We start from the raw sequence: 22,831 nt of genomic DNA on the forward strand, positions 1-22,831 counted from the left end.
CCCGGCCCCGGCTGCACGCTGCCCCAATCGTCCGTCACGATCGGCCCGCCGCACAAGGCACCGCGTGGCCCAAGGCCCCAGATCCGTCCATCGCCTGCATCTGACCGGTTCCTCCCTCGACATCGGCCCGTATCCCTCAGGGTTGCGAGACGAACACCCCTTCCAGATTGGCCGCATTGCCCTGAACCGCGAAGATCCCGCCCACCGCCCCCGGTGGGCCGGGCCGCGCCGCCCCGGCAAACTGGCTGCTTTCGAAACTCAGCCGGGCGGCCGGTTCGGCCGCTGTCGGCAGAATCGGCACCCGCATCCCCGCCGCATCGGTAAAGCCGACCCGGCCCTGCCCGCTGGACACCACCCGCGGCGCGCAAACCCCCAGCCGCGTCCAGGACATCCGCGCAAAGGGCAGCGGCGGCCCGCTGTCCACCACGAAATCGCTGGCGGTAAAGGCCGCCCGCCCGGTGCCATGGCCGATGACCAGCGAGAACCGCCCCCGCGCCGTGGTCACCGCGCCGCCGGTGGGGGCAAAGGTCACATGCAGCGGTCCGGTCATCACCGCCTCGCCCGCCATCGGGATCTCGGTTGCGGTGGGGCTCATGCCGACGACAAGGGGGCCGTCGTAGTCGACCCCCTCCAGCCGGTAGCCCAGCCAGTAAGCCTGCGGCAGCCGGTCGCCCGATCCAAGGCCCGGGATCGGCCGGGCCACGGCGCGGCGCGTGCCTTCCAGCCGGGCCGCGCCGCCTTCCTCGGCCGGGGTCAGGCCGCGGATCGTCTTGCCCTCGATCACCAGATTGCGCGGCAGCGGCCCCGCGTCGCCCCGCGCCACCGCCTTGCCCGAGACGTAAAGCGGCACGCCCCCCGCCGTGCCCACCGGGCGTTGCAGGAAGGCGCCGGTCATCCGGCGCTGCTGATACAGGTTGATGTCGCAGGGCACCTCGACCCCGAAGCCCAGCTTTTCCGCGGCCTCGGTCGCGCGGATGTCGTCGGCCACCTCGCCGCAGGCCACCGGGATCAGCCCGCCCAGCACAAGGACGGACGTGGCGATGGATCGGGACAGGGCTCGGCTGCCAGTCATCGGGACTCCGCGTCAGCTTGGCTGATGCACGGCGCGGATGACAGCGGCACCGCCCGCGCGAACGATCACAACCATACCGCGATCCGATGGTAAACAATTCGCTTGTTCTGGCAAGCGATCTTCAACCCCGTAGCGAAAAAGTCGCGAAATGATTGAGCTTGCCAGATTGGTTCAACCTGTGGTTACCTGTCAGTCAATCGCGCAAGGACGAAAAGGGAGGAGGCCAATGGCCCATTCGTTCCTGAGCGACCGCGGCCGGACCGGCGCGCGGTCGGGGTCCGTGATGACGGGCGGGCGCAAGGCAGAGCCGGACGCCCGGACCGCCGCGCTGAAGTCGATGGCCACAGGCAGCGCGCAAGTGCAGGCGCTGCACGCCCTGACCGACCGGGCCGCGGTGCAGCGCGCCGGGCTTGAGGAAGAAGAGCCCCTGCAAGGCCACGCCATCCAACGCGCCGGACCGGAGGAGGAAGAGCCCCTGCAAGGCCACGCCCTGCAAGCGGCCGGTCAGGACGGCAAGACCGCCCTGCAAGCCATGCCCGACAGCCCCGCGGGCGGCCTTCCCGCGGGCTTGCGCAGCGGGATCGAAAGCCTGTCGGGCCAGTCGATGGAAGGCGTCCGGGTGCACCGCAACTCGGCCCAGCCCGCAAGGGTCGGCGCCCATGCCTTTGCACAGGGGCACGACATCCACCTTGCCCCGGGACAGGACCACCACCTGCCACACGAGGCTTGGCATGTCGTCCAGCAGGCCGCCGGCCGCGTCGCCCCCACCACCGAAGTGGCGGGCGTTCCGGTGAACGACAGCCCGGCGCTGGAACAGGAAGCCGACCGGATGGGCGCCAAAGCCGCGCGCCGGACATGAGCCCGCAACCGCGCCCCCCCTGCCCGATCGGCACCCCGGCCAAAAGCGGCCGGCACATGTCGCAGGCGCCAGCGCCATGATCGACCGGGCGCTCAACACCACGGTCGAGCGCCTGAACGGCCATCTGGCCGCCCGCTTCCGCACCGGCGAGCCGGTGGTGATGCTGGCCCCCCTGACCGACGCCGAGGGCAAACCCGCCGATACGGTGAAAAACCGCCTTGCGCTGTTCGTGGTCAACATCGCCGAAGATACCGTGCCGCGCGGCCCACAGGGCGGGCGCGGCACGGCAGGCGGCACGGTGCGGACGGCGCGGCCGGTGCATCTGGACATCTATGCCGTGCTGGCCTCGGCGCATGAACCGGACCGCTATCTGGAAGGGCTGAAACTCTTGTCGGCGGCGCTGCTTTTCTTTCAGGCCCAACCGCTGCTGACCACGCAAAGCGCACCCGACCTGCCCACGGGCATCGACCGACTGTCCTTTGAACTGGCAAACCTGCGGATCGAGGAAATCAGCCAACTCTGGAGCAACCTCGGCGGGCGCTATGTGCCCTCGGTGCTGCTGAAAATCCGCTCCTGCACACTGGATGCCGACGCGGTGCAAACGATCGAGCCTGCCATCCGCAGCACCGCCCCCACCGTATTGCCTGGGTCCGGGGGCGCGCCATGAAACACGCGCTTGCGCTGGATCTTGCGCTGCATCACGGCTTCTGGGGCGACACGGCGGCCCCGCTTCGTGCCGTTGCGGCCGAACCCGACAGGCTGGCCAGGGCGGGGATCGTGCTGAAATCCAGCGGGCCGCGCGCCCTGCTGGCGCTGCCCGACGACAGCCCCGCCCCCGACCGGATCGCGCTGGACATCCTGACAACCGAGCCGCGCCTGGCCGGGCTGACACAGGGCTGGGACGCGGCCGCCGTCCCGGTGATCGAGGTGCCCGCCGATGCCACCACCGTGGCCTTTCCGCCCGATCCGGGTGCCAGCCTGCCGCGGGCGCCCGGCGATGCGCGGCTGTGCCGGCTTTTGGTGGCCCCCCGCCCGGCCGACCCGCGGCTGCGGCTGATCTGCCAGCCGGTGCAGGCGCTGTGGGCCTATCACGTCACGGGACAGGCCGCGGCCGGGCCGATCCGCGTCGTCGATCCCGCCCGGACCTGCACATTCGAGGATCTGGGAACGGAACCGCTGCCGGACGGGCGGGCGGCGCGGGTGTTGCGATCGACGCGGCCGCTGCCGCTGGCGGCGCGGTCGGACCTGCGGCTGCGGCTGGAACTGGATCAACCCGCCCCCTACGACCCGCTTGCGCTGGTGTCGGTTCTGCCTGCGGGCGGGACAAACCTGCGCCCCGCGCCGGACGGCCAGCCGCCCGGCATCCTGCAATCGGACATTTTCATATGCCTTTGGTAGAGGAGCCCTGGCCATGGCCATGAAGACCCCCGGCGTCTATGTCGTGGAAAAGAACGCCTTTCCCAATTCGGTGGTGCAGGTGGCGACGGCAGTGCCCGCCTTCATCGGCTATACCGAAAAGGCGATGAACGGCACTGTCTCGTTGACGATGACGCCGTTCCGCATCAGCTCGTTCTCGGAATATGTCAGCTATTTCGGCGGCGCCCCCGACCCCCGATACGAGATCGTGGAAGCGGCCGATCCGGCCGGCCCCTCGCCCTTGTCGGCCGATGGCGCGGCGCTGCCCGATGCGCTGCCGCGGGCGATCTTTCCGGTCGGTGAGAAACGCTTTGAACTGAAGCAGAAGGGCCCGGCCTTCGCGCTGTTCGCCGCCATGCGGCTGTTTTTCCAGAACGGCGGCGGGCCGTGCTATGTGGTCTCGGTGGGCAATTACCGGATGCGCGACGAAAGCGGCGCGCTGGTCGATACCGCGATCGACGCCGAAGCGATGCTGCGTGCCATCGACGCGCTGAAATCCGAACCCGAACCCACCATGCTGGTCATCCCCGAGGCCACGCGCCTCAGCCGGCAGAACTGCGTCAAGGTTCAGCAGGCGATGCTGAAGCACTGCGGCTATGAGATGCGCAACCGCTTTGCGATCCTGGACATTTTCGGCGGGCACATGGGCCAGAAAGACCCGCTGGGCAACCCCGTCGCCACCTTCCGCAACGACATCGGCATCAATCAGCTGGATTTCGGCGCGGCCTATTTCCCGTGGCTGGACACCTCGATCTTTCAGGGCCGCGACTTCAGCTATCGCAACATCGACCCCGCCAGCCACCGCGCGATGATGTCGCTTTTGAAGCAGTCGGTGCGCCGCGACCCCGACCTTGCGCGCGAGATCGACCGCATCGGCGCGCCCACCGTCTCGGGCGATTTCACCCTGTCGGTGCCCAAGGGCGGCACCATCCTTGTCACCGAACAGGATCTGAAAGCCGAGGATGACGAAAGCGACCTGACCGGCCTGACCTACAGGGCGCCGCGCAAGATCACCGGCGGCAGCTTCGTCAAGACCGACGACGGCAGCGCGCTGGCCAGCTTCACGCAGGACGACATTGCCGCCGGCCGGGTCAGCTTCAAGCACGACGGCACCAGTGCCGCCGGCCGGATCGACCTTGTGGTGACCGATGAGATGGACATCGCCTCGGACACGATCCCCCTGAAGGTCGAGGTGGTGGGCGGCGTTCTGGCGCCCAAGGACATCAGCGCCGGCACCATGATCGAGATCGACGTGGCCGCCGACCACCCCGAGGGCGATCCCGCCTCGATCCGGCTGGCCGATGCCAGCGAAGCCGACGGCCGCACCCGCGCCATTCCCGGCGTGGGGACATGGGCGGTCGCGGATGGCGGCAAGGTCACCTTCAAGCCCGACCCCGCCTTCGCCGGCCCCGAGGCCAAGGCCAGCTACACGATCTTCAAGGAAGACAAGCCCCTGGCCAGTGGCGACATCCGCGTGCTGGTGGATGGCGCAAGCCCGGTCCGGCAGGAAGGCCCCTCGCCCGAGACCATCGACAAGACCCTTCGCGCGCTGGTTCCGCTTTATGGCACGATCATGGAAACCATGGCCAAGCGCGAAAACTGCCTGCCGCCCGGCGCCGGCATGGCGGGGATCTATACCATGGTCGACAACAGCCGGGGCGTGTGGAAGGCGCCGGCCAATGTCTCGTTGAACTCGGTCGTGGCGCCGCGCGTCAACATCAACCACGAGGAACAGGAAGATCTGAACGTCTCGACCACCGGCAAATCGATCAACGCCATCCGCCCCTTCGTGGGCGAAGGCACGCTGGTCTGGGGCGCGCGGACGCTGGACGGCAACAGCCTTGACTGGCGCTATATCAACGTCCGCCGGACCATGATCATGATCGAGGAATCGATCCGGCTGGCGGCGAAAGCCTATGTGTTCGAACCCAACACCGCCCAGACATGGGTGACCATCCGCTCGATGATCGAGAATTTCCTGACCTCGGTCTGGAAGCAGGGCGGGCTTGCCGGGGCGGTGCCGGCCGACGCCTTCAGCGTCTTTGTGGGCCTTGGCCAGACCATGACCCCCGAAGACGTGCTGGAAGGCATCCTGCGCGTCACCGTTCTGGTCGCGGTCACCCGCCCGGCCGAATTCATCGAGATCACCTTCCAGCAACAGATGCAGAAATCCTGAGGGAGATTGACCCATGGCTGACGACGGCTCTGCCCAGACCCAGGCGATATGGCCGCTGCCCAAGTTCCATTTCCAGGTGAAATGGGACGATACCGAGGTCGCCTTTCAAGAGGTCTCGGGGCTGGATATCGAAACCGAGGCGATCGAATACCGCGCCGGCAATTCGAAAACATTTTCCAAGATCAAGATGCCGGGGATGGTCAAGACCTCGAACATCACCATGAAGAAGGGCGTGTTCGTCAAGGACAACGCGCTTTGGGACTGGTTCGCAGAGGTCAAGATGAACACGATCAAGCGCAAGGCGCTGACGATCTCGTTGCTGGATCAGGAAGGCAATCCGACGATGGTCTGGAAGGTGCAGAACGCCTTTCCGGTCAAGATCTCGGGGACCGACCTGAAGGCCGACGGCAACGAAGTCGCGGTCGAAACGGTCGAAATCGCCCACGAGGGTTTCACCATCGAAAATGCCTGATCCTTTCGCCCTGCCCGTCGCCTTTCATTTCTCGGTCAGTTTCACCGGGGGCGATCCCGCCATCGCGGACGCGGCCTTTCAGGAAGTCGGCGGGCTTGAAATGGAAATCGAGGTCACGACCTTGCAAGAAGGCGGTGAAAACCGCTTCCTGCATCGTCTGCCCGAAAAGATGCGCCACCGGCAGCCGCACCCGCCAGACCACCCTGCCCTATTCCGAGGGGCAGGTGTCGTTGTCATCCGTCGCGACGGCGCGGGCGGCGCGGGTGGGGCTGGCGGCGATGCAGGGCCGCTGTTCCTATCAGGGCACGACGCTGGCGGGGCCGGGCGACGGGCTGACGATTGCGGGCGTGGGCGCGCGGATGGGCGGCACGGCGCTGGTGTCGGGGGTGACCCATGTGCTGACGGGCGGCAACTGGATCACCAAGGCGCGGCTTGGCCTGCCGCAGGACTGGCGCGGCGACGGGGCGGGTGTGGCCGCGCCGGGGGCGGGCGGCCTTGTGGCGCCGGTGCAGGGGCTTCACATCGGCACGGTGGCGGCGCTGCTGGATCCGGGCGACAGCAACCCGTTTGGCGATGCCACCATGATCCAGGTGCAACTGCCGCTGTCGGGCGATCCGCCGGTGGCGCTGTGGGCGCGCTTTGCCCAACCCCATGCCACCGCCAGCGCCGGCATCCAGTTCCTGCCCGAGATCGGAGACGAGGTTGTGGTGGGCTTTTTCTCTGACGATCCGGCCGCGCCGGTGGTGCTGGGCGCGCTGCACAGCGGCAAGATCGCCCGCGCCCGCCCCGCCACCGAAAAGAACGAACTGAAGGGGCTGACCACGCGATCCGGCCTGTCGATCACCTTCGACGACGACAAGAAGATCCTGACCCTTCTGACCCCGGGCGGCCACAGCGTCGAGATGAACGACGACACCAAAGAGCTGCACCTGAAAGACCTGACCGGCAACACGCTGACCATGGCACAGGCCGGCGTCACGCTTGAAAGCAAGGGCACGCTGGATCTGAAGGCGCAGGGCGCGGTGACGATCAGCTCGACCTCGGGTGATGTGACGGCCAAGGGGCTGAACGTGACGCTGGACGGCTCGGTCGGGGTGAAGGCCAAGGGGGGCGCCACCTCTGAACTCAGCGCCGGGGGGCAGACGGTCGTCAAGGGCGCCATGGTGATGATCAACTGAAAGGAACCGCGATGCCACCCGCCGCACGGATCACCGACCTGCACACCTGCCCGATGCAGACCCCGGGCCTGCCGCCGATCCCCCATGTCGGCGGGCCGGTGGTCGGGCCGGGGGTGCCCACGGTGCTGATCGGCAGCCTGCCGGCCGCGGTGCTGGGCGACAGTTGCGTCTGCGTAGGGCCGCCCGACAGCATCGTGAAAGGCTCTGCCACGGTGATGATCGGCGGCAAACCCGCGGCGCGGATGGGCGACACCACCGCCCATGGCGGGGTGATCGCGCTTGGCTTTCCCACCGTGATGATCGGGGGCTAGGATGGCCACGACCGGCGATGATCCGGGCTTTCTGGGACGCGGCTGGGCCTTTCCGCCCGCCTTCGATCCGCTGCATGGCACCGCGCGCATGGTCGAGGCCGCCGAGGACATCGCGGAAAGCCTGCGCATCCTGTTCGAAACCCGCCCCGGCGAGCGGTTGATGCACCCCACCTATGGCTGCCGCATCCACGACCTGCTGTTCGAGCCGATGACCGGCGCCACCGCCCAGTCGATCGAAACCGCCATCGCCCGCGCGATCCTGCATTTCGAACCCCGGATCGCCGTCCTTTCCGTCCGGGCCGAGTTCGACGACTGGGCGCAGGGCCGGATGCGCGTCCATTTGCAGTATGAGGTTCAGGCCACCAACTCGCGCCACAACATCGTCTTTCCGTTCTATGCCGAGGAAGGCACGCTGGTCACCTCAACCCCGGTTGCGCAATGAAGGCCGCGACCCTTCCGGCCGCGCTGCTGGCCTGTCTTGCGGCGGGCGCGGCGGGGGCGGCCTGCCCTGACCGAAGCCCCGGCGTGGATGTGGCGGTGGGCATCCGCCCCGCCATTCCCTTTGTCGATTTCGACCGCCATGGCGTGGCGCGCGGTCTTGCCATCGACATGTGGCAGATCGCCGAACGCGAATTGCGCGCCCGGGGGCTGATCGGCAGCACCGAGTTTGTCCTTTGCCCCTCGATCCGCGATCAGGGCGAGGCGCTGGCCTCGGGGGGGCTGGATGTGGTGATCTCGCCGCTGACGATCACCGCGGCGCGGATGGAAAGTTACGCCTTTTCACAGCAATACCTGTCCTCGGGGTTGACGGTGATGCAGCGCGACAGCGGCGCGATCGATTTCCGCCATGCCGCGGGTGTGGTGGTCGATACCGTCACCCAGCCGGGCGTGGTGCGGGCGGTTCTGGGCTTTCTGGCGCTGAACCTTGTCGTGGCGCTGCTATTTCGCTGGGCGTTGCGCGCCGAAGGCAAGGGGCTGGAAGCCGAGATGGGCCCCTTTGCCGCCACCACCGCCTATGTGATCGAGGCGGTGACCCGCACCATCGGCCTGAAAGGGGTCAGCAGCACCTTTCGCCGTGCGGCGGGGCGAATTCTGGAAATCTTCCTGGCCGTGGTCGGCACCGCGCTGTCGGCCACCGCCTTCGGGGTGCTGACCTCGGCCTTTGTCGGCGCCATCGGCGCGCGGACCGCGCTGCCGATCGAGGATGTGGTTCGGATGCGCGTGGCCGTCCTTGCCGGCTCCACCGCCGAGGACTTCCTGCACGACACCGCCCGCCGTCTGGGCGATCGGGCCGGTCTGCGCTGTGGCGCGGCCCCCGCCCCCGCCACGGCGCAGGGGCCGCTGTGCCTGCTGACGCCCACATGGGCCGAGGCCGCCGACCTGCTGGCCGCGGGAACCGTCGATGTCGTGCTGGGCGACTGGGTGGCGCTGTCCTATCTGGCGCGGCTTGACCGCTATGCCGGCCGGTTCACCGTGCAGCCGCGCACCTATGTCAGCGAGGCGTATGGCTGGGGCATCACCCCGCACCGCCCCGCGCTGCGCGACGGGATCGACCGTATCCTGATCGACGAGATGCGCCAGCCGGAATGGCGCGCCCGCATCGAAGGCGCGCTTGGCGCCGGCGCGATCCGCCCGGAATGACCCCGCCCATGGCCCGCCTTGACCCCGGATCGTCCGACCCCGAAGGCACAATCCGTTCCTATGCGCTGTATTATCAAAGCGGCAGCTATGACCGGCGCTATCCGGCACCCAATCCGCGGGTTCTGGCCCATGCCCGGCGGCTGGCGGGGCCGCGGACCCATCTGATCGACTTTGGCTGTGGCAGCGGGCGCTATCTTCTGGCGCTGAAGGACGGGGTGCGGCTGGCGGCGGGGTTCGACCCTTCGGCCGCGGGGCTGGATCTGTTGCGCGCCCGCGCGGCGGCGCAGGGCGGGGCGCCGGTGCAGGTGCTGGGCCCCGATCCCGGCGATCTGGCCCGCCATGTCGCGCGCCACGGGCCGGCGGATCTGATGCTGTGCCTGTTCGGCGTGCTGGGCCATATCCTGCCCCGTGCCGCGCGGCTTCAGACGCTGGCGCGGATGCGGGCGGCACTGGCGCCGGGCGGGCGGCTGCTGCTGTCGGTGCCGAACCGCCGCCGCCGCTTTGCCCGCGAACAGCGCCATGCCGGTGCCGAGGGCGCGATCCACTATCGCCGGCAGATCGCGGGGGCCGAACTGTGCCTGCCCTATCAGTTGTTCGACCCCGAAAGCCTGACGGCGGAACTGGCGGCGGCGGGCTTTGCCGTGGCCCGCCTGCGCGCCGAAAGCGTCCTGCCCGAGGCATGGCTGCTGGCGGGCCGCGCGCCCCGCCTGCTGGATGCGGCGCTGACACCGCCCTGCCCCGCCTGCTGGGGCTATGGCCTGCTGGCCGAGGCGGTCCCGGCATGAGGCGGCTTCTGGCGCTTTGGCTGCTGCTGCTGCTGCTTTGGCCGCTGGCGGCGGGGGCCGAACCGCCCGACACGGGCCGGATCGCGCATATCCTGGACCGCGGCCGGCTGATCGTCGGGGTCAAGGCCGACTATCCGCCCTGGGGCATCCGCGATGCCACCGGCGCCATCGTCGGGATCGAACCCGACCTTGCCGCCGAGCTTGCCCGCCGGCTGGGGGTCGGGTTGGAGCTGCGCCCGGTCAGCGCCGCAAACCGGCTGCAACTGCTGGATCAGGGCGCCATCGATCTGGTGATCGCCACCATGGGCGACACCGAGGAACGCCGCCGGATGGCCGATGTGATCCAACCGCCCTATGGCCAAAGCGGGGTGGGCCTGTTCGTCCGGCCCGGCTTTCCCTTCACCGACTGGGGCCAGTTGCGCGGCCGCGCGATCTGCCTGACGGCGGGCGCCTATTACAACCGCCCCCTGGCCGAGCTGTATCTGGTTGAGGCGCTGACATTTCCCACCAATGCGACCGCGCTTCAGGCGCTGCTGGACGGGCGCTGCGTCGGCTGGGCGTTTGACACCACGCTGGCCCGCAGCACCCTTGCCGCCGATGCCCGCGGCCTGACCGAGACCCCCCTGCCCCAGATCCTGACCGTGCCCTGGGTCATGGCGGTCGCCCGTGGCGAGGGCGCGGCCCCCCTTGGCCGCTTTGTCGCCGATACCGTGGCCGAATGGCACCGGACCGGCTTTCTGATCGACCGCCGCGCCGCGCATGGCCTGCCCGAAACCGCCTTTCTGGCGCAGATGCGGCGTCTTTGGTCGGCCGAGGGGCTGTGCCTGCGTCTGCCCGATGGCCAATGGCCCGCCGAATGTCTGGCCGGCCGGGGCCTGCGCACCGGCGGCGCGCCCGTCGCCCTGCCTCTATGGGCGGGGCGGATCGCGGCGGCGACCGGGCTTGACCTTGGCGTTCTGTTCGACCCGTTCGCGCGGGCGGCGCTGGCGCGGGGGGTGTGGCTGACGGTGGGATTAAGCGCCACGGCGATCGCCGGCTCGATCCTGGCCGGGGTGGCGCTGGGAATGGCCGACCACGCGGCGGCGAGGCTGTGGCTGTTGCGCCTGCCGGTGCGCGGGGTGGTGACGGTGGCGCGGATGGTGCCGCCGATCCTGCAACTGTATATCGTCTTTTTCGGGCTGGGCTCTTTGATGGCCAGCCGCTGGGGGATCACGCCAGGGGCGTTTGTGGTCGCCGGGGCGATCCTGTCGGCCTATGCCGGGGCCAGCAACGCGGTCATGATCTCGGCCGCGCTGAAGATGGAACAGGCGCAGCGCCCCGATGCCCGGCTGACCACGCTGCTGCCGGCGGCGCTGTTGCGGTCGTTCGACGGGCTGGTGGCGGTGTCGGTCAACATCGTGAAGGCCGCCGGCATGGCCAGCGCCATCGCCCTGACCGAGATCATCGCCACGGTGAATGCGCTTGTCGCGCAGGGCGCAAGCCCGGTGGTGCTGATGAACCTTCTGCTGCTGTTCTATTTCCTGTTCGTGATGGCGGTGGTGGCGATCTTTCGCGCCGCGCGGCGCCTGCTGGGGGTGGGGCGATGATCGCGGCCCTGATCGCCGCCACCCCGTTTCTGGCGCAGGGTTTTGCGCTGAATCTGGCCATTTCGGCGCTGGCGATGGGGCTGGGCAGCACGATCGGCGCCATGCTTGCCGCGCTGCGCGGCAGCGGGCGGTGGTGGCTGTCGGGGCCTGCGCTGTTTGCCACCAGCCTTTGCCGCAACGTCCCCAGCTTCGTGCTGCTGTTCTATGTGGCTTTCCTGTTGCCGGTCGAGGTCGATCTGGCGGGCCGCATCGTGACCGTCCCGCTCTGGATCAAGGCGACGGTTGCGCTGACGATTCCGGTGGTGGGGTTCGTATCCGATCAGGCGCAGGGCTACCGTCGGCAACGCAGCGCGGGCGACACCCAGGCCGGCGCGACCTTCCTTGTCGCATGGCTGCAATATCTGCTGATCATCCTGATGGCCTCGTCCACCGCCTCGGTCATCGGCGCGGATGAGATCGTGGGCCGCGCGAACCGCCTGATCGCGCAGGACCAGCGGCCCGAATTCCTGCTGCTGACCTATGGCTATGTCGCGCTTTGGTTCATCGTGGCGGGTCTGGCGGCCAGCTGGCTGTTGCGGCGCGTGACAGGTTGGGCCCGGGGTTCCTAGTCCTGTTCGGCGGCGGGTTGTGTTGGCGCGGCCATGATCTGTTCGGCGGCGGCGGGGGTTCTGACAAGATCTGCGAGGGTGAGGGATTCGATCAGCAGCAGGTAGGACCAGAAGATTTCGGCAAAGACCTTGCGGATGCGGCAGGCGGCTTCGTCGGTGCAATCCTCGCAGGGCTGATAGGACCGGCGCGACAGGCAGGGCAGCGGCGCGATGGGGCCGTCGATCATGCGCAAAAGCTCGCTCAGCGGGATCTGTGACGGCTCTTTGATCAGCAGATAGCCGCCCGAGCGGCCGCGCAGGCTGGCAATGTAGCCCGCGTTGCGGATGTCAAGCAGGATGTGTTCCAGAAACCGCTTCGGCGTGCCCGAGCGCGCGGCGATATCCTCGATGCGCAGCGCCCGACGCTCGGCCGCGCGTTCCTCGGCCAGCACCATCAGGGCTTTCAGCGCGTATTTCATCTTCTGCGTGATCATCGCCCAAACCTATGGCCCCGCCTGCGGCGCGACAAGCGGAATCGGTGCCCGCGGCAGGGGCCGATTGGCAGCCGGGGTCCGCCCCCGGACGATGGGGGCGGCACCGTTTCGGGGGCTTTGCGGTCGGGTGACGGGCGGGCCGCGGCGGGGATGTGCCGGCCGGGCGCCACCAAGGTCGGCGCGGGCGAAGGCCGCTAATAGACCGGGGGCGACACCACCCACAGCACCTCGGCCGGTTCATCGCCCGGGTTTTCCCAGGCATAGTCTTCGCCGCGGAACTGGAAACTGTCTCCTGGTCCCAGTTCCGCCGTCAGCGTGCCGATCCGCAGGATCAGCCGGCCCGCGATCACCACGCCGCCATCCTCTTTCTCGACGCCGCTGCGCAGCCCCCGACTTTTCGACCGCGGGGCAAAGACCGATCGGATCATCTCGAACGATCCGGCCAGACCGGGCGACAACAGATCCTCGGTCAGGCCGCTTCCGGGCGAGCCGATCCGGCTGCGGTCGGCGGCCCGCACGATCCGGCCTTGTTCCTGGGGGTGGCGCGCGGCCGAGCGGAAGAAAAAGCTGATGTTCAGATCAAACAGTTCGGCAATCCGGCCAAGGTCTTGCACCGACGGCACGCTTTGGCCGCGTTCGACCTGGCTAAGCCAGCCGACCGACCGCCCCAAGGCCGCCGCCACCTGCGCCAGCGTCATGCCGCGGGCCTTGCGCAGGGCGCGGATGTCATCACCGATACGGTCGTTCATGCCTGTCCTCCGTCGGGGCAAGGTAACGCCTTTCACCGCGAGATGTGAAGCCACCTTGGGCGCGCATCATCGCTGTGAAATTTGATGATTGCTTTTTCATTTTTGCGGCCGCAGTCTGCCCAAAACCCCACGCCAAGGTGCCCCATGCCCGATCTGCCGCCTTCCGCCCGCGTCGTCATCATCGGAGGCGGGATCTCTGGCTGTTCCGTCGCCTATCATCTGGCCGAACTGGGCTGGACCGACATCGTCCTGCTGGAACGGCGGCACCTGACCTGCGGCACGACATGGCACGCGGCGGGGCTGATCGGCCAGCTTCGCGCCAGCCAGAACATGACGCGGCTGGCGAAATATTCGGCCGATCTTTACCGCCGGCTTGAGGCCGAAACCGGCCTTGCCACCGGGTTCAGCCAACGCGGATCGATGACCGTCGCCCTGACCGCGGCCCGGCACGAGGAACTGTTGCGGCAGGCATCCATGGCCCGCGTCTTCGGGGTCGAGGTGAACCCGCTGTCCCCCGGCGAGGTCACGGCGATGTATCCGCATCTGAACACCGCCGACGTGGTGGGCGGCGTGCATCTGCCGGGCGACGGGCAGGCCGACCCGGCCAATATCGCACTGGCGCTGGCCAAAGGCGCGCGGATGCGCGGCGCCCGGATCGTCGAAGGGGTAAAAGCCCTGCGCGTCACCACCGACCGCGGCCGGGTGACCGGGGTGGACTGGCAGGCGGGCGACGAACAGGGCCATATCGCCGCCGCCATGGTGGTCAATTGCGGCGGCATGTGGGGGCGCGATCTGGCGGCAAAGAACGGCGTCACCCTGCCGCTTCATGCCTGCGAACATTTCTACATCGTGACCGAAGCCATTGCCGGCCTGACCCGGCTTCCGGTGCTGCGGGTGCCCGACGAATGTGCCTATTACAAGGAAGACGCGGGAAAAATCCTGCTTGGCGCGTTCGAGCCGGTGGCGAAACCCTGGGGCATGGACGGCATCCGCGAGGATTTCTGCTTTGACCAGCTTCCCGAGGATTTCGACCACTTCGAGCCGATCCTGCAACAGGCGGTGGCGCGGATGCCGATGCTGGCCAAGGCCGGCATCCACACCTTTTTCAACGGCCCGGAAAGCTTCACCCCCGACGACCGCTACTATCTGGGCGAGGCGCCCGAGGTGAAAGGCTACTGGGTCGCGGCGGGCTATAACTCGATCGGGATCGTCTCGTCCGGGGGGGCCGGCATGGCGCTGGCGCAATGGATGGACGCCGGCCGCCCGCCCTTCGATCTGTGGGAGGTCGACATCCGCCGCGCCCAGCCGTTCCAGAAGAACCGCCGCTATCTGCGCGAACGGGTGACCGAAACGCTGGGCCTGCTTTATGCCGACCACTTCCCCTATCGCCAGATGGCGACCGCGCGGGGCGTGCGCCGCTCGGCGCTGCACGAACATCTGAAGGCCCGCGGCGCCGTCTTTGGCGAGGTGGCCGGCTGGGAACGCGCGAACTGGTTCGCCGCCGAAGGCGAGACGCGCGACTATCGCTATTCCTGGGGCCGGCAGAACTGGTTTCCGAACAGTCGTTCGGAACATATGGCCCTGCGCGAGGGGGTGGGCCTTCTCGACATGTCGTCATTCGGCAAGATCCGGGTCGAAGGGCGCGATGCCTGCGCCGTGCTGAACCGGCTTTGCGCCAACCGGATCGACGTGGCACCGGGGCGCATCGTCTATACCCAGATGCTGAACGAGGCCGGCGGCATCGAAAGCGACCTGACCGTTACCCGGCTGTCGGAAACCGCGTTTCTGCTGGTGGTTCCGGCGGCGACGCTTCAGCGCGATCTGGCATGGGTGCGGGCGCATCTGGGCGATGCCTTTGCCGTGGTCACCGACATCAGCGCGGCCGAAGCCGTGATCGAGGTGATGGGCCCGCTGTCACGCGATCTGATGGCACGGGTCAGCCCCGAAGATTTCAGCAACGCGGCCTTTCCCTTCGGCACCGCCCGCCAGATCGAACTTGGCCTTGGCCTCGCGCGGGCGCACCGCGTGTCCTATGTCGGCGAACTGGGGTGGGAGCTTTACATCCCGACCGAACAGGCCGCCCATGCCTTCGAGGTGCTGGAAGCCGCCGGCGCCGACCTTGGCCTGCGGCTGTGCGGCCTGCATGCGATGGACAGTTGCCGGATCGAAAAAGCCTATCGCCACTTCGGCCATGACATCACCGACGAGGATCATGTGCTTGAGGCCGGTCTGGGCTTTGCGGTGGACATGGACAAGGGGCCGTTCATCGGCCGCGAGGCTGTGCTGGCCCGCCGCGCCCTTGGGGTGTCGCGCCGACTGATGCAGTTCCGCCTGACCGATCCCGAACCGCTGCTGTTTCACAACGAACCGATCCTGCGCGATGGCCGGATCGTGGGACAGATCAGTTCCGGCGCCTATGGCCATGCGCTGGGGGCGGCGATCGGTCTGGGCTATGTGCCCTGCACCGCGCCGGGGGAAAGCGCGGCCGAGATGCTGGCCTCGGGCTATCAGATCGAGGTGGCCGGCCGGCGGATCGCGGCCGAGGCAAGCCTGTCGCCGCTTTACGATCCGCGCTCGCTGCGGGTGAAGGGCTAAGGCCCCCTGCCCTGCGCCCGGCCTGCCAGCCTTCAGCCACTGACCGCGCCGAGGTCAGTGGCCGGGACGATCGCCCCGCGGATGGCCGCGCCAGCTGCGCCGACCGACAGGGTTGGCGCAGCGGTTTCAGGCGGCACAGCCGATCGGCGCCGTCCACCCCAAGGACCGCCCCTGCCCCGCCGGAAATGAAGGCGCCGATCCATCGCCTTGATATCATGCGCATTTATCTGGCATCTGGCCGCCGGGGCACCCGCAATCAGGCCCGGATGCCATGTCGCCCCCCGGGGCGCACGCCGCGGTTACCGGCCGGTAACCCATGCTGCGGGGGCACCGACCGGCCCGGTTACCGGCCGGTAACCCCTGCCCCTAATCCTTGCCGGCCAGCACATCCTGAAACGCCCGCACCGCACGTTCAAGCACGCGGCGTTCAACCCCGGAATAGTCAAAGACCGCGCGCAGGCGAAACTCGCCGTTGCGGGCGGTGACCTTGGTTTCCCCGACATGGAATTCGTATTTCTGCCGTGCGGTCGCCGGATCGGCGGGCGCGGCATCCGTGACCGGCGCGGCCCCCGCCAGCAGGTCGCGCAGAAAGCGGTTCTGATCCTCGGGCGTCGGGCAGGCGGCCAGCTGGTCGCGCGGGATCTTCAGCCCCTCGGCCAGACGGCGCGCGACCTCAACACCCAGATCGCGCGGCACCGCCTTGGGGAACGGCAGGTCGGGTCCGATCTGCGCCATCAGCGCAACAAAGGACCGGATATAGGCGCGCTTGACCTTGTGAAGCGACCGATACAACCGCGCCACCGCCGCCTCGGGGTCGGCAATCCCGGCCTGCGGATCGGCCGCCAGCGAGATCGCGATCTGGGCCATCTCGGCAAAGCTCAGATCCTGCCGGATCACGTTTTCTTCGACCATGTCGACATAAAGCCCGACCCGGTCGGCATCGGCCACGGTCACGCGCGCGATGGCAAAGGCAAAGCGGGGATCTTCGGTTTCGGCGTGCAACTGACGCAGCGCCGTCAGCCGCCGCCAGCCCTTTTTCAACTGATAGCGGCCGTCGGCGGTCAGGAACACCTCGATCGGCTCTCGTTGGCCGCGTTCGCGGATCGAGGCCTTCAGCTCTTCCATCTCGTCGCTGGCCGCCACCCCCTGAAGGTCAAGGCGGTCGCGCGGCAGATCGTCCAGCCCGATCCCGTTGATCGGAAGCGGAACCAGAACCCTGCCCTCGTCCTTGGCGGCGCGGAATTCGCGCGCATCGGCGGCGTTCTGGCGGCGCTGCTCGATCAGCGCATCGCTGGCTTCCTGCGCGCTGGCCGCACTTTCGCGGACGGCCACCCCCATCGGCCCGGGATCGCGGTTGCGGCGCGGCAGACCCGCGGCCGGGGTATCGATCGGGCCGATCCCGAAACGGTTGCCTTTGCTGCCCATCATGCCGCCTCTTTCTGCGCGTTGCGTTCCTTCCAGGCCCGAAGCAGGGTTCCCTTGAACTCGTCATAGGCGTGGTCGAAGGACTGCCGCGCCCGTTTCCAGGTCTCGCGCGTCATTTCGCGGTAGTCCTGTTCATAGACCGACATCTGGAACCGGCCGGATTGTTCGACCGCGCGGGTCATCTCGATCGGGTGCTGGCAGACATCGGCGCCGAACACGTTGCGGAAGGCTTCCAGCATCGCGACATGCAGCGGGTTTGACAGCTCGAACCGGGTCATCAGCACCCGGATATCCAGAAACCGCTTGGGCAGGCGGATGCCGGCATCGGCCGCGATCCGTTCGAACCCGACCGAGATTTCCTGCAACGCATCCCCCAGCTGGCCCAGAAACGAGGTGGTGGAATCGTATTCCCAGTAGCCCGGACCCGAGGGGATATACAGCAGATCGGCCGCAAAGGCCGCGTTCAGCGACTGATATCCGATGGCGGGCGGGCAGTCGAAGATCACAAGGTCATACTGATCTTCAGGCAGTTCATCCAGATAGCGCGCCACGCAGCCAAAGAACGACCATGCCTTGTGCAGAGACCGATACTGCGCCGAGGCGAATTCGACAAAGGCGGCATTGGCGCAGGACGGGATGATGTCGATGGTGGGCCATGCGGTGTGCTGGATGAAATCCTGCACCCGCATCGTGCCGATTTCCTGCACGTCTTTGGGCAGTTCGTCCGCGGCGGGGTAGGGGCAGTCGGCCGGATCGTCATAGGTTTCCATGATCCGGTCGGCTTCCTTGCACAGATCGCGGCACATGATGCCCCAGACCGTGTCCCATTCCTTGACCTCGACCAGCCCCATCGAATGGGTCAGCGTGGCCTGCGGATCGAAATCCACCACCAGCACGCGATAGCCGTCCAGTGCGGCGGCATTGGCCAGATGCTGGGCGACCACGGTCTTGCCCACGCCGCCCTTGAAATTCGACACCGCCACCCGCAGCGCCCGGCCTTTCGGCCGTTCGGGCAGCAGCGACTTGCCACGAAAGCGGATGCGGCGGCGCAGTTCGTTGATCTCGGCCAGCGTGAACCAGCGTTGGCGGCCCTCTTCCTCGACCACGCCTTGCGGCAACGAGGGGTCTTCGGCCAGCTTCTTGCGCAGCGTGTCGGCGGGCACGTTGAACATGAAGGTGCTGATCTCCCAGATCGAGAACGGCCGCAGGCTTTTGGTCTCGGACGGAGAGAAGGTCGCCTTGCGAACGGCCGCCTGTTGCAGCAGGCTTCGTTCGTTCATCTCTTGCAGATAGCTGAAGTCACGCATTTTGATCTCGCGTTTTTGTGCCCGGATTTCTGAATAGCGCGATTTCGCGAATCCGACAAACTGAAACTTTTCGGATATCGCGTTCTTGGCGGCGCAGGGTCGAACAGCGTGCGTTGCGGCAACACTTTCGCAAGATGGGGTGACACAGCGGCGCGCTGATACCGGGTTTGGGTGACAGAACGGGCCGGATTCGGTGACAGACACGCTGTCACCCATTACCCTTTATACCTCAAATCACTGATTTGGGTATCAGGGCGCAGAAATCCCGTCTTCTGAAAACATTTGACAAATAACGCGAAGCTGGCACAGTTTCAAAGACAAGGAATCGGCGGATCAAGCCGATCGAGCAGTGAAGGCCCGACATGCAACATGTGCGACTGGCGGGGCCCGGTTCGGGTGCCGAGAAATATGACATCCTGACGGCGCTTGCGGTCAAGGGGCTGGCGGCAAGCGGTGTGATGCAGACCTCGGTTCTGCGGCTGATGGCGCTGGTGACGGCGCGCTACAACTGGGCCCGCGACGAGGTGACGATCGGCCAGCGAGAGATGGCGCAGCTTTGGTCCGTCGATGAGCGCACGGCAAAGCGCGAAACCAAGCGGCTGCTGGCGGCGGGATTTCTGCGGCTGAAGCGGCCGGGCGTGAAGGGCAGGGTGGCGGCCTACAGTCTGGACATGGGCGCGCTGTATCGCCAGACCGAAGACCTGTGGGATCGTGTCGGCCCCGATTTCGTCGAGCGGATGGCCGCGCGCCATGCGGTGCCGGTGCCGCCACCGGATCGGCCGGCCGTGGCGCCGCCCAGGCAGGCCGAGGCGCCCGACGGGCCGTGGGGCAGGGCGCTGCGCCTGCTTGAGTACAGCCAGCCGGCGCATTTCGCATCATGGTTTTCGCGTCTGACGGTCGCCGCGCATCACGAGGATGAACTGACGCTGCGCGCGCCGTCGCCCTTTGCCGCCCAGTATATCGCCACGCATCTGATGAAAGAGCTGGATGCCTGCGTGCGCGCCTGTTTCGGCGCCTCGTGCCGGTGCAAGGTCGTGGGAAACGGATAAGCGGCCACGCGGTCAAAAAGGTATTTCATCCGTGGCGCCGGTCAGATGGTCGGACCTTTGGGGCCAAGATCGGCCAGCTTCCTGATCTTGGGCCGGCCGGTCATGGCATGGATGCGGGCGATCTTGATGATGGTGAACTCGCTCGGGGGGCCGGTGAAATACTTTGCCTTTTCCGCAAAGGGATCGACCGTCGTGATGCCCGGCGTGGTCGGTTTGGTGGTCTTGTCATAGGCGTCGACATACAGGCTTGCGGTGTCCCAGCCCTTCTTGCAGGTGGCGTCGGTGTTGCTTGGCACTTGCAGCGGTTCGCCCTTCAGCGCGCTGTCAAACCCCAGCTGATACTTGTCGAACGCCGAGGCGGTCCTGACCGCGTTCATGAATTCCTCGTTCGTGGAATAATCTTTCAGCGCAAAGGATTTCGACCCCGTGTCGCCCACGGCCTTTTTCGGGTGATACTCGATCTCGACGACATATTCCGGGCGCAGGAACTCAAGGTAAAGTTCGCGGTTCTTGGTAACGCTTTCATCATACTTGTAGTTTTTGCCGTTTTTCACGGGGTTTCTGACATCGCCCAGGTTTTCGCGGACCCCGCCCGTCGCGTAGTGGTTCAGCAGGATCGGCGCCGCCTCGGATGTCGGGATACGGGCCAGGTCGATCTTCAGCATGAAGCCGTCGTCGGTGCGGAAATTCTCGCCTGCGTTGCCGATGGTTTCGCCCTTGCGCGGGGTCGAGGTCAGCGAAAGCCCGCGCTGGTGATCGCCGCTGCCCTTGTGCTGGTGGACAAAGGCCAGCTGGGTGTCGGACAGGGTGCCCTTGGGTCCGCGCTGATAGTCTTTCGCGATGGACTGTTGCCCGGGCTTGCGCACATCTGGGCGTTCGGCGCCGGTGCCGGCGCGGACAAGGCTTTGAAAGCGGCCCTCCATGAAGCCGGTGCCGAAAAATTCCATCATCTGATGGAAATTCTTTTCAACAAAGGCATAGCGGCGGGTTTTCACGCCCAGCTTGTCCTCGACATATTCCTTCTTGTCCGCGCCGCCGGTGAAGATGGCGCGCTTGGCTTCGTCGGGCTGCTTGGCAAGTTTGGTATAGGTTCGCGGGGTCAGCGTTGCGACATCCACCGTTTCGGTGCCGGTCGGGGCATAGCCGATGGTTTTCGTGCCGGTGCCGGCCGTGGCGAAAAGCTTGGTGGGTTCCTTGCTGGGCGGCGGGGCGAAGGCCGGTTGCTGCAACAGGAACCTTTCAAAGGTGATGTCCTTCAGGACCGTGGCATAGGCGGCATTGATGCCCTTGCGGTCGGCGGGCTTGCCTTCGGACCGCGCCTTGATCTTGGCCCAGTGGTCATCCTTGGCGTTCTTGCGCGCGACATTGGCGGCCTTTGCCGCATCCGCAAGCTTGGTCTTGCCCACGGAATAGGGCTCTTTGGCGGGGGGCAGGGGTTCGGGAAGCAGCGCGATGTCCTGCTTGGCTTCGCCCACGCGCTGTATCGTCGGCCCCTTCGTCGCGATCGCGGTGGGCGGCGGGCGAAGCCGCAGCCCGTCGGCGGCCAGCGCGTCGTCGGCAAGGCATTGCAGCGCGTGCAGCGGGCGGGGCACCGGCCCGGCATCGGCGGTGCCCTGCAAGGCCAGCAAGGCGCCACCCGAGGGCACCCGGCCGGTGCCGGCCCGGCGGTTCCCGGTCTGTCGTGGCGCAGGGGCGGCGGATCTTGCACGGGTCATCGAACGCCTCCGGTTCCCGTGATGATTGAACCCTGTGCGGCGCGTGCAATCAAGACGTTTCCTGCGCCCCGTCCCGCCGATCGCATCGGCAGGGCAGGGGGGATCGGCCGGATGGGGCAGGGGGGCGTTACCGCGCCCGACGCCGTTCCGCGATCGCGCGATCAAAGGTCGCCTGATATACGGCGACGGCGGCTTTGGCCTCATAGTCGCGCGCCACGTCGAATGCGGCATCGACATAGCGCCGTCGCAGATCCTGTGACCCGAGGGTGGTTTTCATCGCCTCGGCGATGGCGCTGGCTGATGCGTCCTGCACCAGTCGCCCGGCCCGGCCGTCACGCAGCAGCCGCCTTGGGCCAAAGGGGCAATCCACGCTGACCACCGGGATGCCGCGGGCCATGGCCTCGATGATCGCATTGCCAAGCCCCTCGCGCCGCGAGGTGCAGACGAACAGATCAGCCGTCCGATGCACCTTGTCCATGTCCGACGCATAGCCGGCAAGCCTGACGGCATCGCCCAGCCCAAGCCTGACGATCTGCGCTTCCAGCGCGGCGCGTTCGCTGCCCTCGCCGTGGAGTGTCAGCCGCGCATCGGGCAGATCCCGGTGCAGGGCCGCAAAGGCATCGATCAGCAGGTCGAACCGCTTTTCGGGGGCAAGGCGGCCCACGCTGACCACATGACGCGCAAGGTCGGGCACGGGCCGCATGGGCCCCACATGGTCCACGACCGGGTTGGGCAGCAACACGAATTCCGGGGCGGCCGCGCCAAGCATATCGGCCAGATCCGCGCCGATTTCCCCGATGGGCCCCCCGATCAGCGTGGCATGCGGAAAGGTCAGGCGGATCGCCATCCGACGAAGGCGGGCCAGCTTGGCCTCGGGTAGAAAGCTGGACGGGGGTGTGTGTTCCGTCACCAGCGTCGCAGGCGCCGTTCCCGCAAGCCGGGCGGCAGGAATGGAATACAGGCTGGCCGCATTGGTCATGGTGACGGCCAGCGCCACGCCTTCGTCAGCATAAAGCCGGGCAAGTTCAGGAATGCAGCGCGGTGGGCGCGGATGGCGCAGGGCCAGAACCGGCACATCGCCGGGCACGCGGGCAAGCAACTCGCCCTGACGGCGTTGCAGCACAAGGACAGGCGTGTGGCGGGTGCGGTCCATGCCGTCCAGCAGGCGCAGCACGACGCCTTCGGCCCCGCCGTGACCGAAATGGGGAAGAAAGAACGCAACTTTTTCAGGCATCGGCAAGATCCCGTGCATCATCCACCCATCCGCAGTATCAGAACCTGCCAACAGGTAAAGCGATGTCTACCGGGGATTGCGGCTTGGCGAAGGCCTGCCCGCGCAGGGAACAGACCGACGCCCGCGCGATCAGCAAAATGCCGAAAGACAGACGCCGGCCCGCCCCGTCGACGGGCGGGC

21 protein-coding genes and 1 pseudogene are annotated in these 22,831 nt (G+C 67.3%); 15 read left to right on the plus strand and 7 right to left on the minus strand.

Annotation, left to right across the window (positions count from 1 at the left end; translation table 11 throughout):
• Positions 1-136: 136 nt before the first annotated feature.
• The gene (locus tag CRO07_RS10360) at positions 137-1,072 is read right to left on the minus strand and encodes a hypothetical protein (protein WP_097030623.1); all 936 of its coding nucleotides are present in this window, start codon (positions 1,070-1,072) and stop codon (positions 137-139) included.
• A gap of 226 nt (positions 1,073-1,298) precedes the next feature.
• Between CRO07_RS10360 and CRO07_RS10365 the strand changes: the two genes are divergently transcribed.
• The 13 genes and pseudogenes from CRO07_RS10365 (at position 1,299) to CRO07_RS10425 (ending at position 12,104) form a co-directional block, all read left to right on the plus strand.
• Entirely contained in the window at positions 1,299-1,931 is a 633-nt protein-coding gene (locus tag CRO07_RS10365) for an eCIS core domain-containing protein (RefSeq protein WP_204840004.1), read from the plus strand.
• Positions 1,932-2,007: 76 nt separating this feature from the next.
• Positions 2,008-2,598 (plus strand): DUF4255 domain-containing protein, encoded by a 591-nt coding sequence (locus CRO07_RS10370; protein ID WP_097030624.1) that lies wholly within the window; start codon positions 2,008-2,010, stop codon positions 2,596-2,598.
• Entirely contained in the window at positions 2,595-3,329 is a 735-nt protein-coding gene (locus CRO07_RS10375) for a hypothetical protein (RefSeq protein ID WP_097030625.1), read from the plus strand. The genes CRO07_RS10370 and CRO07_RS10375 overlap by 4 nt, the downstream gene beginning before the upstream one ends.
• A 13-nt stretch (positions 3,330-3,342) precedes the next feature.
• Positions 3,343-5,523: a cadherin-like domain-containing protein gene (locus tag CRO07_RS10380; protein WP_097030626.1), complete on the plus strand. Its 2,181-nt coding sequence runs from the start codon at positions 3,343-3,345 to the stop codon at positions 5,521-5,523.
• A gap of 13 nt (positions 5,524-5,536) precedes the next feature.
• Complete coding sequence (locus CRO07_RS10385; protein ID WP_097030627.1) at positions 5,537-5,995, plus strand: phage tail protein; 459 nt, start codon at positions 5,537-5,539, stop codon at positions 5,993-5,995.
• A pseudogene (locus tag CRO07_RS19065) lies at positions 5,988-6,113 on the plus strand (phage tail protein); the annotation flags it as partial. The gene CRO07_RS10385 and the pseudogene CRO07_RS19065, both read left to right, overlap by 8 nt.
• A 16-nt stretch (positions 6,114-6,129) precedes the next feature.
• Positions 6,130-7,173, plus strand: coding sequence for a phage baseplate assembly protein V (locus CRO07_RS19070; protein WP_141400053.1), 1,044 nt, complete (start codon positions 6,130-6,132; stop codon positions 7,171-7,173).
• 11 nt (positions 7,174-7,184) lie between these two features.
• On the plus strand, positions 7,185-7,484 hold the full coding sequence (locus tag CRO07_RS10400) for a PAAR domain-containing protein (protein ID WP_097030629.1): 300 nt from the start codon (positions 7,185-7,187) through the stop codon (positions 7,482-7,484).
• Between the two features lies 1 nt (position 7,485).
• Entirely contained in the window at positions 7,486-7,926 is a 441-nt protein-coding gene (locus CRO07_RS10405; protein ID WP_097030630.1) for a GPW/gp25 family protein, read from the plus strand.
• Positions 7,923-9,125: a transporter substrate-binding domain-containing protein gene (locus tag CRO07_RS10410; protein WP_097030631.1), complete on the plus strand. Its 1,203-nt coding sequence runs from the start codon at positions 7,923-7,925 to the stop codon at positions 9,123-9,125. Before CRO07_RS10405 ends, CRO07_RS10410 begins: the two co-directional genes overlap by 4 nt.
• Before the next feature lie 8 nt (positions 9,126-9,133).
• Positions 9,134-9,910: a class I SAM-dependent methyltransferase gene (locus tag CRO07_RS10415; RefSeq protein WP_097030632.1), complete on the plus strand. Its 777-nt coding sequence runs from the start codon at positions 9,134-9,136 to the stop codon at positions 9,908-9,910.
• Positions 9,907-11,496 (plus strand): transporter substrate-binding domain-containing protein, encoded by a 1,590-nt coding sequence (locus tag CRO07_RS10420; RefSeq protein ID WP_176504546.1) that lies wholly within the window; start codon positions 9,907-9,909, stop codon positions 11,494-11,496. The genes CRO07_RS10415 and CRO07_RS10420 overlap by 4 nt, the downstream gene beginning before the upstream one ends.
• Positions 11,493-12,104 carry an ABC transporter permease subunit gene (locus CRO07_RS10425; RefSeq protein ID WP_097030634.1) on the plus strand — a complete coding sequence of 204 codons (612 nt, stop codon included), beginning with the start codon at positions 11,493-11,495 and terminating at the stop codon, positions 12,102-12,104. The genes CRO07_RS10420 and CRO07_RS10425 overlap by 4 nt, the downstream gene beginning before the upstream one ends.
• Here the strand turns inward: CRO07_RS10425 and CRO07_RS10430 are convergent.
• On the minus strand, positions 12,101-12,577 hold the full coding sequence (locus CRO07_RS10430; RefSeq protein ID WP_097030635.1) for an RrF2 family transcriptional regulator: 477 nt from the start codon (positions 12,575-12,577) through the stop codon (positions 12,101-12,103). The genes CRO07_RS10425 and CRO07_RS10430 overlap by 4 nt on opposite strands.
• 194 nt (positions 12,578-12,771) lie before the next feature.
• Entirely contained in the window at positions 12,772-13,326 is a 555-nt protein-coding gene (locus CRO07_RS10435; RefSeq protein WP_097030636.1) for a helix-turn-helix domain-containing protein, read from the minus strand.
• 144 nt (positions 13,327-13,470) lie between these two features.
• Between CRO07_RS10435 and CRO07_RS10440 the strand changes: the two genes are divergently transcribed.
• A complete protein-coding gene (locus CRO07_RS10440) occupies positions 13,471-15,921 on the plus strand; it encodes a GcvT family protein (RefSeq protein WP_097030637.1) in 2,451 nt (816 codons plus the stop codon).
• A 366-nt stretch (positions 15,922-16,287) separates the two neighbouring features.
• On the opposite strand, the gene CRO07_RS10445 is transcribed toward CRO07_RS10440, so the two are convergent.
• Positions 16,288-17,349, minus strand: coding sequence for a ParB N-terminal domain-containing protein (locus CRO07_RS10445; protein ID WP_328589334.1), 1,062 nt, complete (start codon positions 17,347-17,349; stop codon positions 16,288-16,290).
• Positions 17,346-18,653: an AAA family ATPase gene (locus CRO07_RS10450; protein ID WP_097030638.1), complete on the minus strand. Its 1,308-nt coding sequence runs from the start codon at positions 18,651-18,653 to the stop codon at positions 17,346-17,348. Before CRO07_RS10450 ends, CRO07_RS10445 begins: the two co-directional genes overlap by 4 nt.
• Positions 18,654-19,015: 362 nt before the next feature.
• Between CRO07_RS10450 and CRO07_RS10455 the strand changes: the two genes are divergently transcribed.
• Positions 19,016-19,702, plus strand: coding sequence for a DnaA N-terminal domain-containing protein (locus CRO07_RS10455; RefSeq protein WP_097030639.1), 687 nt, complete (start codon positions 19,016-19,018; stop codon positions 19,700-19,702).
• A gap of 41 nt (positions 19,703-19,743) precedes the next feature.
• On the opposite strand, the gene CRO07_RS10460 is transcribed toward CRO07_RS10455, so the two are convergent.
• The gene (locus tag CRO07_RS10460; protein WP_097030640.1) at positions 19,744-21,417 is read right to left on the minus strand and encodes a hypothetical protein; all 1,674 of its coding nucleotides are present in this window, start codon (positions 21,415-21,417) and stop codon (positions 19,744-19,746) included.
• A gap of 127 nt (positions 21,418-21,544) precedes the next feature.
• Positions 21,545-22,651: a glycosyltransferase gene (locus CRO07_RS10465; protein ID WP_176504547.1), complete on the minus strand. Its 1,107-nt coding sequence runs from the start codon at positions 22,649-22,651 to the stop codon at positions 21,545-21,547.
• Positions 22,652-22,831 lie beyond the last annotated feature (180 nt).

This window comes from Cereibacter ovatus, assembly GCF_900207575.1.
GTDB classification, from domain to species: domain Bacteria; phylum Pseudomonadota; class Alphaproteobacteria; order Rhodobacterales; family Rhodobacteraceae; genus Cereibacter_A; species Cereibacter_A ovatus.

Coding starts and splice junctions, on each gene's coding strand:
- CRO07_RS10360 (WP_097030623.1), bottom strand. CDS start 1,072: ATGACTGGCAGCCGAGCCCTGTCCCGATCCATCGCCACGTCCGTCCTT.
- CRO07_RS10365 (WP_204840004.1), top strand. CDS start 1,299: ATGGCCCATTCGTTCCTGAGCGACCGCGGCCGGACCGGCGCGCGGTCG.
- CRO07_RS10370 (WP_097030624.1), top strand. CDS start 2,008: ATGATCGACCGGGCGCTCAACACCACGGTCGAGCGCCTGAACGGCCAT.
- CRO07_RS10375 (WP_097030625.1), top strand. CDS start 2,595: ATGAAACACGCGCTTGCGCTGGATCTTGCGCTGCATCACGGCTTCTGG.
- CRO07_RS10380 (WP_097030626.1), top strand. CDS start 3,343: ATGGCCATGAAGACCCCCGGCGTCTATGTCGTGGAAAAGAACGCCTTT.
- CRO07_RS10385 (WP_097030627.1), top strand. CDS start 5,537: ATGGCTGACGACGGCTCTGCCCAGACCCAGGCGATATGGCCGCTGCCC.
- CRO07_RS10400 (WP_097030629.1), top strand. CDS start 7,185: ATGCCACCCGCCGCACGGATCACCGACCTGCACACCTGCCCGATGCAG.
- CRO07_RS10405 (WP_097030630.1), top strand. CDS start 7,486: ATGGCCACGACCGGCGATGATCCGGGCTTTCTGGGACGCGGCTGGGCC.
- CRO07_RS10410 (WP_097030631.1), top strand. CDS start 7,923: ATGAAGGCCGCGACCCTTCCGGCCGCGCTGCTGGCCTGTCTTGCGGCG.
- CRO07_RS10415 (WP_097030632.1), top strand. CDS start 9,134: ATGGCCCGCCTTGACCCCGGATCGTCCGACCCCGAAGGCACAATCCGT.
- CRO07_RS10420 (WP_176504546.1), top strand. CDS start 9,907: ATGAGGCGGCTTCTGGCGCTTTGGCTGCTGCTGCTGCTGCTTTGGCCG.
- CRO07_RS10425 (WP_097030634.1), top strand. CDS start 11,493: ATGATCGCGGCCCTGATCGCCGCCACCCCGTTTCTGGCGCAGGGTTTT.
- CRO07_RS10430 (WP_097030635.1), bottom strand. CDS start 12,577: ATGATCACGCAGAAGATGAAATACGCGCTGAAAGCCCTGATGGTGCTG.
- CRO07_RS10435 (WP_097030636.1), bottom strand. CDS start 13,326: ATGAACGACCGTATCGGTGATGACATCCGCGCCCTGCGCAAGGCCCGC.
- CRO07_RS10440 (WP_097030637.1), top strand. CDS start 13,471: ATGCCCGATCTGCCGCCTTCCGCCCGCGTCGTCATCATCGGAGGCGGG.
- CRO07_RS10445 (WP_328589334.1), bottom strand. CDS start 17,349: ATGATGGGCAGCAAAGGCAACCGTTTCGGGATCGGCCCGATCGATACC.
- CRO07_RS10450 (WP_097030638.1), bottom strand. CDS start 18,653: ATGCGTGACTTCAGCTATCTGCAAGAGATGAACGAACGAAGCCTGCTG.
- CRO07_RS10455 (WP_097030639.1), top strand. CDS start 19,016: ATGCAACATGTGCGACTGGCGGGGCCCGGTTCGGGTGCCGAGAAATAT.
- CRO07_RS10460 (WP_097030640.1), bottom strand. CDS start 21,417: ATGACCCGTGCAAGATCCGCCGCCCCTGCGCCACGACAGACCGGGAAC.
- CRO07_RS10465 (WP_176504547.1), bottom strand. CDS start 22,651: ATGCCTGAAAAAGTTGCGTTCTTTCTTCCCCATTTCGGTCACGGCGGG.